We start from the raw sequence: 12,782 nt of genomic DNA on the forward strand, positions 1-12,782 counted from the left end.
CTCCTGATTGATTCCATGTTTTTATTATTTTTATCAGTCCCCCATGGAAACAATTCGTATTAATGAACTTATTTTAGTAGTATCATCTTTTTTGATTCTGTGAATGTGCTGGCGCTTAATCTGTATGTATAGATACCACTTGGTAAATTACTTGCATCTAACTTTACTGATTTATATCCCGCCTCTTGCATCCCATCCACAAGTTTGAGAACCTCTTGACCAAGCATGTTGTAGATTTTTAATGTTACATAATTTGCAACCGGCAGCTGATAATCGATAATCGTTGAGGGATTGAACGGATTAGGATAATTTTGTTGAAGACCAAACGATTCAGGCATTTTTAACAACGTTGATGATTCACTCTCACCCGGCGCAGGTGGTGGTAATTCGTCTGTGTGTATTATTTGTATCTTATTTGCATGCAATGCAGAACCTGAATTCGAGAGGATCAATTTGCCCGCTTGATTTGTCTTTACCCAGTATGCCTTTCCCGGCATTATATTGTCTGATGATAGGTATGTTCCTGTATATGAAAAAAATTGTGACGTGACTATTCCACCAGGTTCAGATGTAATGTTTGATACCGCAACCGGTGTACTTATAGAACCGATTATATTCCATTTATCCACTACTTCTATAGTGTCATTAGTAATTGGTGTTCCAGCATACGCTACTGTTTGGGGTGAATCAAACTTTACCCAATAACCGATACCTGATTGAAGTGTATCGTTTATGGTGTATGAACCTTGATATGTGAATGCTGGGGAGACCGCTGTAGGATATATTGTTGACTTCAAATAATCTGAGGCATGTACTGGAACAGATAACATGTTCCAACCTTCTGAAACGGAATATACATGTGAGGTTGTATCAGTATTCCATATTCCAAAATTCTGTGAGGGTTTCAACCCGGCATTTATGAATTCTCCACCAGCGTACACCAGATTCTCTGTTGCACAGATAGCGCGTACACGCTGATCAACTCCACTACCAAGAGCTAACCAATTGCTTCCATCCCACTTCGCGATATAGTTTGTACTCGTACCACCAGCCGTTGTGAAATCGCCTCCGGCATAAAGATCGCTTCCGCTAAAGGACACTGATCTGACCCAATTGTTCGTTCCACTTCCGAGGGGCGTCCAGTTAGTTCCATCCCATTTCACAATATTGTTTGCAGAAAATCCGCCTGCTGTTGTAAAACCACCTCCGATATAAAGTTCACTTGCTGAGGTTGTCATGCAGCGAACAAAATCATTCATTCCGGTTCCAACAGCGGACCAATTTGAGCCATCCCATTTGGCGATATACGATGCAGGATTGCCTCCGGCATTAGTGAAAAGACCCCCGGCATAGAGATATCCTCCAAGTGTGTCAAGAGCATAGACGACGCCGTTCATCCCCGTCCCCAGAGCCGACCAGTTACTGCCGTCCCATTTTGCGATGTAGTTTGTTCCCGCTATACCTCCAGCGCTCGTGAAATTACCACCAACATAAACATCTGTCCCAACTACTTTGATTGCATACACATCTGAGTTTGTTCCACTTTTCAAAGAATCCCACATCATGCCATTCCATTTCGCGATGTTCGGACGGAAGCTGCTCCATCCATTATCCAGATCACCTCCTATGTAAACGTTAGAACCACTCACTGCTATGGCAAAGACGCTGCCAGTATATATCGGGTCAGGAGTACCATTCCCGAGTTTTTCCCACGCTGAACCATTCCATTTTGCAATACGATTGGTTTGAAGGTCGCCTGTGTACATAAAATCTCCTCCCACGTATACATCGTTGCCATTTTTCTCAATTGCACGTACGATTCCTTTCACACCCTCGCTTCTTCTTTCGTCGATACCAATAGTTGACCAGGCAGAACCATTCCACCTTGCAATGCCGCATGTCTTAACATTCCCTGCTCTCCGGAATTGTCCACCGACATAGAGATCACTTCCCATTACGGCCATTTTGTAGACAAATCCTGGATATACAGAATATGCAAGGCCATTCCCAAGTGAGTCCCATGTCGTTCCATTCCATTTGGCAATACCATTTGCAATCTTACCACCGGCATACGAGAGCTGTCCCCCGATGTAGATATCACTTCCCATTATTTCAATTGATGATACAGTACCAGTAATATCATTCCCCAGAGAATCCCAAGCCGTTCCATTCCATTTTGCTATCATGTTTGCAGTAACACCACCCGCTGTTGTAAATACCCCACCGACATAGACATCGCTCCCTTTAATTGCAATTGCACCCACATGGTACCCGTCGTAGTAGGAAGGGCGGACAATACCACTTCCGAGGGAATCCCATTTGGTTCCATTCCACTTTGCAATATTGTTAACACTAATTCCACCTGCCGATGTGAAAGATCCCCCGACATATACATCGCTTCCACTGATCGCGATCGCCGTAACGCCAATATAATATCCACTTCCACTCACGCCACTTCCCAGCGAAACCCAATTCGTTCCATTCCATTTAGCAATGCGGTTTGCAGTCGCACCACCGGCAAGTGTAAAATCTCCACCAACGTAAAGATCACTTCCGCTCACTGCAAGATCATAGACATTCCCGTTTACTCCTATTCCAAGAGGATACCATGCGCTGCCGTTCCAATATTGAATGAAGTCTGCAACAGCATAAGGAAATGTGCTGGGGAAACTACCACCGATATAGATATCGCTTCCGATGATTGCAATAGCATTAATATTGCTTGGCCCACTAACAACCGAGTCCCATGTTATGCCATTCCATCGTGCGATGCAGTTTGCGCTGATACCGTTGACTGAGGAAAATTCGCCGGCCATGTAAAGCTCTGTACCTGATACTTCAAAAGCCCTTGAATAGCCCCAATCCGGTTGACCAGTTATCATCTGTAAACCAGGATACATAAATCGATCATCCCAGTTAACATCGTCCGGTGACGATGTTGTGGTTGCAGGATTGCGTACAAACCTCGGTGCGCCTTCAGGGTCCTCAATCATGCGGTAACCTTTAGGATCGAGAGTGCCGGAATATCCTGACTTGGTATTTATTGTGCCATCGGGATTAAGCAGTTTTTCCAATGGTGTGGCAATTTGTTGCTTTGTCAGAACTGGTGATTGTGCAAAACTCAGCGATACAATCATGCACAGAAGAACAATTGTGATAACGTATTTCATGAGGAACTCCATTATGTTTTGATTATGGTTTGTAACTTTATATTCTTAGGAGGGTGACTTATGCTTCACCCTCCCGTTTCCGTCAGTGAACTTCTAATCCACGATCACCGAAGGTGTTGAGAAGCTTTGTTTTTAGTTTTTGATTATTCTCTCGATATCAACTAATTTTTCTTTTAAAACGAACTCAACAGCACCAATCCTGCGCGCTTTCTCTTCTAATTTTGGATCGTCGTACTGAGTGATCATAATAATCTTCGCATTCGGAAATTCGGATAAGATCTCCTGAGTTGCTTCAAATCCGTCCATCATTTTCATTTTTATATCCATAAGCACCCAATCGGGGTGAAACTGTTGGTACGATTTCAATGCTTCATTGCCATCGCTGCATTCATAAACATTATCCGCTGTTGTTGACAGTATCGAGCGAATCATATCTCGAATAGAAGCATTATCGTCAACAATCATTACTTTCATCATTACCTGATTTCATTTAAAATTTATGTGTGTGATAGTATAATGGAAAAGGAAAACGGAGTAAATAGAGGGAGGTACTTAATTGGGGATGAGTAGGAGTACTTATTTTAGACTATTGATTGGGAATTGCACATTAGAGATTGCGGATTCCTCCAGTCATAGGAGTCATCCCGACAAGCTTTTGGTCGGGATCTAAACAGAAGTTGGATTTGCATAAATGCCGACCAGAAACATGTCAGCATGACGAGTAATCAGAGGTACGACTTATTTTCTATAGCAAATTTTAGGAGGGCATTACTTCCATGAATGGCTAGTTTATTGCAGATATTCATACGGTGGTTCTCCACTGTACGGATGCTGATGAACATTTGGTCTGCAATTTCTTTACTTGATTTATTTTCAGAAATAAGCTTGAGTATTTTTCGCTCATTGGGAGTGAGTTGAGCAAGACCCGGATTCTCAAGAAGAATGGATTCTGTTTTGCCCCGACGATTCAATAAGTACTTGGAAATTGCCGGACTGATATAATATTCATCATTTATGACCGATTTAATACTTTGCAGAATGTCGTTCACAGCCGACTCTTTCAAAACATAACCCCGAACACCGTGGTCCATCGCCTTGTTGAATATTCCCTCCTCTTTATGCATCGTGAGTACAATAATCCTTACAGGAAAATTTTCATCCTGGAGAGATGCCGCTATATCTAAACCGTTCGAACCGGGCATATTAAGATCGAGGAGAAGGACCAGCGGTTTCAACTCGTGAACAAGCTTCAGCACCTGATTACCGTCGCCTGTCTCTCCAACAACAATTAAAGATTTTTCTGCCGCAACAATATCGCACAGGCCTTTGCGGAAAACGGGGTGATCATCGGCAATCACTATGGGTACGGATTCTTTGTTATTTGTCTGTTCCATTCTTTCAAAAATCTTTGTTAGTATTAATATATGGAATTGTTATGATAATGGTTGTGCCCTGGTTTTGCGATGATTTGATTTCCAATGTCCCGTTCAGTAATTTAACGCGCTCCGAAAGACCCACCAACCCGAACCCTTTCCGCGCTCCTGCACCATTCGTTACGGAAAGATTATCGAATCCTTTGCCGTTGTCGCGGACGGTAATTACTAGTTCATTCTCATGCTGTTCAGCAATTAGGGAGGCTTCTGAAGCATCTGAGTGCTTTACAATGTTGTTCAAACATTCCTGAATAATACGATAAATATTGATACCGATTTTTTTATCCGCTATTTGATCCAACGCGAAAACATTGGTTGTAAATATGGTGTGTGATAATTCAGCTATCTTATCCACCATGCTCTTAACTGATTCGATCAAACCGAGTTGGTCTATGTGATATGGACTGAGGTTATATGCGATATCTCTTACATTCTCAATTGCCCGCGAAGCAGTTTGTGAGATTTCGGTTAATTGTAATTTCATTTTTTCCGTTTCGGTTACATTCAGTCCCATCTGTGCCCTATTGATAATAACCATCATCTCCTGGCCAAGACCATCGTGCAGTTCACCTGCAACACGCTTCCGTTCTGCTTCTTGTGAATCTATGAGTTGCCGGGAAAATTCGCGGCTAATTTGTTGTTCTTTTAAAATCCGTGCTGTTTTGAAACTAGATATAATCCAAATTATCAATAAAATTCCTACAAAAATAATTCCACCAAACCACCATGTTCGCCAGTACGGGGGTGCTATGTTGATTGTTATTGATGCTGGTGCGGCACTCTCAAGACCGTCGAGGTTGATTGCTTTCACTTCGAAACGGTATGAACCTGGATCAAGATGCCCGTAAGTAATCGATCTATTGAAAGTTGGTTCCTGCCAATTCTCATCTGAATTAATTAGACGATATTTGTAGCGGATAGCTCCTTCATCCTTAAAACTGATACCGATAAAACCTATCTCACAATTCGCCTCGTTGTGTGATAATTCTATTATTGGTTTTACTTCCCGCCGAAATCCGTTCACATTGAGATTAGTTATATAGACCGGAGGTAGTATAGTATTCTTCCTATCGTGAGTATAATCATACACCCAAAGATCTGTTGGGGTGATAAACCAAACCATCCCACTTCGTGTTGTACCGGCACAGGGAACGCCGGAACCGAGGAATGTTGGATTCTTAATGAACGATTTCGACCCCGGATGATCTTCATAGATCAGTCCGATTGACGTACCGAGCCAAAGACGACCTGAAGAGTCGCGGGTTGCGCACTCAATTTTGTTACTCGGAAGTCCTTCACGCTGAGAGAGAATGGCGATTGAATCTCCGTTGAGCATTGCAAGCCCTCCGTTGGACGTGCCGATCATCATCAAACCTTTCTCATCTTCTATGAACGACCAAATACCGTTGTCCGGTAAACCATTTGCATTAGTGTAGTGATTTATCTTGCCATCGGGTGCGATTTTAATTGCACCTTCGCGTAAACTACCGGCCCAAATGTTACCATGGCGATCTTCATATAACTCGCGGATATAATTTTCAGGTATTCCATCGGAAGTGTCGTAGATTCGCACAATGGGATTTTTGCTTTTCGGATCGAGACGCGCAATTCCATGGCTTCCCACCCATACATCTCCTGTTTTCGAAACTACAATCGAAAAAATTCCTTTCTCAAGTAAAGTGTTTCGAAGTGAAATTGTCTTTATCTTCTTTAGTTTAGATGGCTGATCGTCGATCTGTTGAGCTTTTTGGGAGCGCTCAATTTCATAGCATTCTACTACCCAACTGGGATTTTCTGTTTTTGTCATCCAAAGTCTGTTCGACTTGTCTATCGTTACGCCACCAATCGCACCATTCTTATGTTCAATTGGAGATACTATGCCATTGTATATGCCGTGCTTCATCGAATGCCAGATCTGGAATTTGTCGCGCCATACCTCAAGAAGATCCTGGTCTGAAACAACCCACAGATGATTGCTGCTGTCAGCCGCCGCTATTCGATGGTGGTGCCAGTACCAGAGGTACCCAAGTGGAAACCTGATAGAGTATCCGATGGAGAGTTTTGCAAGCCCTTTGTCGCGACCGCCGATCCAGAGGTTCTGTTCCTTGTCGACGTAGACACACCGGACTGTGTTCTCTTGAAGCCCATTCAAGGTTGTGAAGTGTTGAAACGAAGCGTGCGCAAATCGATACGATTGAATCTTTGAAATCCCGCCATATCCTCCAAACCAGATATTATTTTCGATATCTTCTACCGCATCGATTGGAGTAGCAGGGTTCCGCCTGGTCCCTACAACTCTGCCGTCACGAATTCTAACACTAACTGAATCACCCATTAGAGCATATAACAGTCCGGCTTTATCAACAAATAACTTCCAGAGATTTCCATTTCCATAAGGTTTGCAATCCAAGCGATCAATGCGACCTGTTCTCCGCGAATAAGAAATCAGAAGTGATCCGCGTGAAAACCATAAAACGCTGTCACCAACTTCGGCGATTCTCTCTATTTGATCGTTTAATTCATACGGCTTGAAACGAGAAACCGAATCGCCATCTATTGTAAAAACACCAACATCCGTACCGCACCAAATCACACCACGATTGTCCTGATGAATACTGATCACGCTACCAGCATTTAGTTGAATTCGTGTAATGCTGTTATCGATGAACTTGCAAAGACGGCTTCCCGCAATAATCCATACAATGCCTGGGATATTTCGATCGGGCAGGATCTGGTTGACGAAATTCCCGGGCAAACCATCATGAGTCGTGAAGTTTGTGAATGTTTGTCCATCGTACACGCTGACACCATCGGTGGTTCCAAACCACATACGTCCGTATGAATCCTGCGCAATCACTTCTATGTCGTTCGAAGGAAGTCCATCCTTAACAGAATAAGTTTTGAATGGGAGAATCTGGGATACACTTGTTGAAAATAAACATAATGTTTGAATAGAAACTACCATACATAGACGGAAAAATATTTTTTTCCAATCTTTATATCGACCAAGGATTAGTCTTACCTCTGTCATGAAGATTCAATAGTATTTAAGAGATACTTATCCGATTTATCATACAGCAAAATAACGAGTAATGGATTGAAAGTCAAGGTGGAAGATATTAATTGTCAGAGAGTTTCTGATGGATAGTTTTCGTCGTTGCACAGCATCATTTCACATAATGTATTGAAACAGAAAAGCCCGACTCTATTAAGAACCGGGCTTTAGAAATTTTGAATGATTGAATGATTCAATAGGTTAAGGAGATATTAGAATCAACTTGCCATTCATATTTACCTTAACCCAATAAGCTTTTCCGGGAATAATCACATCGGTAATTTTGTATCCATCTTCAAAACCGAAATATTCAGAATCTACAATATTTGTAGGTACTTGAATGATACTGCTTGTTGCGATAGGTTTAGAAATCGATCCTATGAGATTCCATCCTTCATTCACTTCAATTGTATCAATCGTATTAACAACTCCTGGAATATTAAACTCTTCGTAAGAATTAAATTTGATCCAATATCCAATCCCATTCTCAATTCTTGGAGATTCCTGATAACCCAAGGTTTGATCATACTTATATGTTTTGGAGATTGCTGATGGAAAAAGAATGTGGGTTGAATCGTTGTCCGCAAGTCGCGGGTTCGAAACGAGATTCCATTTTGGATTAACTGTAACTACCATAGTATCGTAATCTAATGCCATTCCTTCAACAAAAACAGTATCGGGGGATGATGGTGCATTGTGTGTGAAGATAATGTGACCGCTTTTCGAACCGGGACTCAGAGGTGAAAATGATATATTAACAGTCATAACCTGACCGGGAAGAAGAATTAAATTACTTTGGGTTGAAACAAATTCGCTGTTGTCAGATTGTATTTTTGAGATCGTCATAGAATCAGATCCGGTATTCATTAAAACAATACTATCTGTTCTTGATTCTCTTTCTATAATTTTACCGAATTTTATTTCGGTTTGTGGTAATACAAGATTTTTAAATTTAGCTCTCTTAAGTATTAATCCATTACCTCCGACCACCCAACCATGTTTTGAATCGATAAAATATATTTTTCTTAAATTCTGAATCGTACCGCTAATTTCAATCGACCAGGTACTACCACCGTTTATCGTATGTAAAATGGTTCCACCATCTCCAGCAATATATCCTTCGGCAGAATTTAAGAAAAAAACACTATTCAGGTTTTGAGAAGTGCCGCTAATTTGAGATTCCCAATTTAATCCACCATCGGTTGTTTTCCATATATTCCCACTGCTTCCTACAATCGTACCAATTGTTGTATCGACAAAATGAATACTGTTTAGCTCGTATGGAAAATTGCCTAACAATCTCCAGTAACTGTTTCCGAATATTTTATCTCTATCTGTTAATGTGTCCCTCATTAACCGATAAATATTTCCTTGTTGGGTTATTGCAACACAGAAGTTTGTGTCGGGATAAGATACATCTGTCATCACTTCGTCCGTGGAAGTATCGTTACACATAACCATGAATGATTTCCAAATACTATCATTATTCTTAAACCTGAAATTATAAGCCCAACCCCGTTGGTCCCAATAACTATAAGCATGACCAACACCCAATCCATTTGTCGTAGAGTTGAAAGTCAAGGCATTAATTCTAGAAACCGGCTGGGGTTTGGTTTGCCAGTTTAAACCTCGATCAGTTGAGCGATATACCATTCCACATTCCCCATCCATACAGACTTGATAACCTGCGGCGAATACAGATTGAGAATCTGCGTATACAACATCGTTGGAATCCATATACCTCTCACCAAAACGAACAGACCAGTTATAACCTCCATTTGAAGTAAATAGAATTTTTCCGCTATCACCTACGGCAACACCATAAGATGTATCAAAGAAGGATACAGAATTTAAATTTTGAATTGTGCCGCTGGTCTGAAATCCCCATTGTGTTTGGGGAAATAAGTTCATGCTAAATAATAGAAAGAAAACGATTATGAAAAGAATTCTATAAGTGTTAACAAACATACACCCTCCTGTTGAGAACTTATCTTTATTGTTGATCGGGCATTTTCATCTAAAAAAACACCCCCCCCCATAAAAGTCAAGAGGAAATTTTTTTAACCGAAAGATTTATGTCGATAAAATTAAACCTAAAAATCCCATCAGGAAAAGATTCAAGGCAGGATAATCATAAAACAGAAAAGCCCGACTCTATTAAGAATCAGGCTTTTGAAAAAACTCCTGGCAACGACCTACTCTCCCATACAGTTACCCGTATAGTACCATCGGCCCTGCGGGGCTTGTCTGCTCTGTTCGGAATGGGAAGAGGAATTTCACCCGCGGCATTGTCGCCAGAAAAATTATTGAAGAGTCGTCCCGTTTTAGCGGGACTACTTCATAATCGTAAAATGTTTTAATATTCAATCTAACTTTAAGATACATCTATCGAACGACTGTTCGAAGCATATAACTTTGGGAACGAGTGAGATTTGTGAATCAATAAAAATTAATGGTTAAGTCTCACGATCTATTAGTACCACTCGACTGAATACATTACTGTACTTACATCTGTGGCCTATCAACGTAGTAATCTTCTACGAATCTTAAGAGGTCTTACGACCTGGGACATCTAATCTTGGGCCGGGTTTCGCACTTAGATGCTTTCAGCGCTTATCCCTTCCGGACATGGCTACCCAGCGTTTGCCACTGGCGTGACAACTGGTACACCGTCGGTCCGGTCACTCTGGTCCTCTCGTACTAGGAGCGACTTCCCTCAAATGTCCTTCGCCCGCATAGGATAGGGACCGAACTGTCTCACGACGTTCTGAACCCAGCTCACGTACCGCTTTAATTGGCGAACAGCCAAACCCTTGGGACCTTCTCCAGCCCCAGGATGCGATGAGCCGACATCGAGGTGCCAAACCTCGCCGTCGATATGAACTCTTGGGCGAGATCAGCCTGTTATCCCCGGAGTAGCTTTTATCCTTTGAGCGATGGCATTTCCACACACAACCATCGGATCACTAAGTCCTGCTTTCGCACCTGCTCGACTTGTAGGTCTCGCAGTTAGGCGTTCTTGTGCCTTTACACTCGTCGCATGATTACCGACCATGCTGAGAACACCTTTGAGAGCCTCCGTTACAATTTAGGAGGCGACCGCCCCAGTCAAACTACCCGCCTGACATTGTCCCTTCGCCGGATTCACGGCGAGAGGTTAGAAGTCAAACAGAACAAGGGTGGTATTTCACTGACCGCTCCACGGATGCTAGCGCACCCGCTTCAAAGCGTCCCACCTATGCTACACATGCTTTGTCCGAATCCAGTGCCAAGGTATAGTAAAGCTTCACGGGGTCTTTCCGTCCATATGCGGGTAACCGGCGTCTTCACCGGTACCACAATTTCACCGAGCCCATGGCCGAGACAGTGACCAAATCGTTACACCATTCGTGCAGGTCGGAACTTACCCGACAAGGAATTTCGCTACCTTAGGACCGTTATAGTTACGGCCGCCGTTTACTGGGGCTTCGGTCGCAAGCTTCGCCTTACGGTTGACTCACTTCCTTAACCTTCCAGCACCGGGCAGGTGTCACACCCTATACGTCCACTTGACGTGTTAGCAGAGTGATGTGTTTTTGTTAAACAGTCGCTTGGCCCATTTCACTGCGATCCCGACCAGCTTCAGAAAGTAAATTTCTTAACCGGTTGGGACACCGCTTATCCCGAAGTTACGCGGCTAATTTGCCGAGTTCCTTGGCCATGGCTCACTCGAGCACCTTAGAATACTCTTCTCATCTACCTGTGTCGGTTTACGGTACGGACTGTCTACAATTTCCCATACGAAGGTTTTCTCGGCAGCTTGATTAAGATCAGTTTGTTCCCTTGCGGGATCCCATTCGGCTCTCGGCGATAACTGGGATGCGGATTTGCCAACATCCCACGCCTACAACCTTAGACCGTCTAATCCAACAGACGGCTGATCGTTCACTCCTGCGTCGCTCCTTATGGTCAAACAATTGCAAACAGGTACAGGAATATTAAACCTGTTTTCCATCACCTACGCCTTTCGGCCTCGGCTTAGGGTCCGACTAACCCTGAGACGATGAACGTTGCTCAGGAAACCTTAGATTTTCGGTGCGCAACATTTTCAGTTGCGTTATCGTTACTCATGCCTACATCTGCGTTTCTATTCGCTCCAGTACACATCGCTGTGCGCCTTCGTCCCTTGCGGGATCTGCATGCACTGCAGTCGCGGAATAGAATGCTCCCCTACCACGTATATTACTATACATTCATAGCTTCGGTGCAAGGTTTAGTCCCGAGAATTATCGACGCCGAGTCGCTTGACTAGTGAGCTATTACGCACTCTTTCAAGGAATGGCTGCTTCTAAGCCAACCTCCTAGTTGTCACTGCAACTCAACATCCTTTGTCTGTTAACCTTGACTTGGGGACCTTAGCTGATGATCTGGATTGTTCTCCTCTCGGCATCGGCGCTTATCCGTCGTTGCCTGACTCCCGGGAAACATGTTTTCGGAATTCGGAGTTTGTCTGGGGTTGGTATCGTTGTGACGACCCTAGCCCAATCAGTGCTCTACCTCCGAAACATTATTACCCGAGGCTAGCCCTAAAGCTATTTCGGGGAGTACGAGCTATCACCCAGTTCGATTAGCTTTTCACTCCTATCCTCAACTCATCCAAGAAGTTTTCAACCCTCACTGGTTCGGACCTCCATGAGGTTTTACCCTCACTTCATCCTGGTCAAGGATAGATCACATGGGTTTCGCGTCTACCGCACGTAACTAAATCGCCCTATTCAGACTTGCTTTCGCTACGGCTGCTGAACTTAGTTCATTAGCCTTGCTACGTACGAGTAAGTCGTAGGCTCATTAAGCAAAAGGCACGCCGTCACTCAGAAAAAGTATTGCTACCTTTTCTTTGCTCCGACCGTTTGTAAGCATACGGTTTCAGGTACTATTTCACCCTCCTGTTAGGAGTGCTTTTCACCTTTCCCTCACGGTACTTGTTCACTATCGGTCACCAGAGAGTATTTAGCCTTGCGAGATGGTTCTCGCAGGTTCCCACAGACTTCCACTTATTCCGTGGTACTTGGGAACGCTCATCAGAGAGCCATCACAATTTCGCTTACAGGATTTTCACCTTCTATGATTCGTTGTTCCAAACGA

General features: G+C 43.1%; 6 protein-coding genes, 1 rRNA gene and 1 other annotated feature. All 7 genes read right to left on the reverse strand.

The genetic code is table 11. From position 1 onward, the window contains the following. Positions 1 to 68: 68 nt before the first annotated feature. Complete coding sequence (locus tag HZB59_13485; protein MBI5022442.1) at positions 69 to 3,170, reverse strand: T9SS type A sorting domain-containing protein; 3,102 nt, start codon at positions 3,168 to 3,170, stop codon at positions 69 to 71. 132 nt (positions 3,171 to 3,302) lie between these two features. Continuing rightward, positions 3,303 to 3,647 (reverse strand): response regulator transcription factor, encoded by a 345-nt coding sequence (locus tag HZB59_13490; protein MBI5022443.1) that lies wholly within the window; start codon positions 3,645 to 3,647, stop codon positions 3,303 to 3,305. Positions 3,648 to 3,895: 248 nt separating this feature from the next. After that, positions 3,896 to 4,564: a response regulator transcription factor gene (locus HZB59_13495; protein ID MBI5022444.1), complete on the reverse strand. Its 669-nt coding sequence runs from the start codon at positions 4,562 to 4,564 to the stop codon at positions 3,896 to 3,898. Between the two features lie 4 nt (positions 4,565 to 4,568). Beyond that, on the reverse strand, positions 4,569 to 7,634 hold the full coding sequence (locus tag HZB59_13500) for a hypothetical protein (protein MBI5022445.1): 3,066 nt from the start codon (positions 7,632 to 7,634) through the stop codon (positions 4,569 to 4,571). A gap of 225 nt (positions 7,635 to 7,859) precedes the next feature. Continuing rightward, a complete protein-coding gene (locus HZB59_13505; GenBank protein ID MBI5022446.1) occupies positions 7,860 to 9,626 on the reverse strand; it encodes a DUF1573 domain-containing protein in 1,767 nt (588 codons plus the stop codon). A 214-nt stretch (positions 9,627 to 9,840) separates the two neighbouring features. Continuing rightward, positions 9,841 to 9,957, reverse strand: a 5S ribosomal RNA gene (rrf, locus tag HZB59_13510). A 153-nt stretch (positions 9,958 to 10,110) separates the two neighbouring features. Then, positions 10,111 to 12,781 (reverse strand) — a sequence feature (possible 23S ribosomal RNA but does not have good blast hits on one or both of the ends). Then, on the reverse strand, positions 10,555 to 10,713 hold the full coding sequence (locus tag HZB59_13515; GenBank protein ID MBI5022447.1) for a hypothetical protein: 159 nt from the start codon (positions 10,711 to 10,713) through the stop codon (positions 10,555 to 10,557). It overlaps the preceding feature by 159 nt. Position 12,782 lies beyond the last annotated feature (1 nt).

This window comes from Ignavibacteriales bacterium, from assembly GCA_016214905.1.
Classification (GTDB): domain Bacteria; phylum Bacteroidota; class Ignavibacteria; order UBA10030; family SZUA-254; genus PNNN01.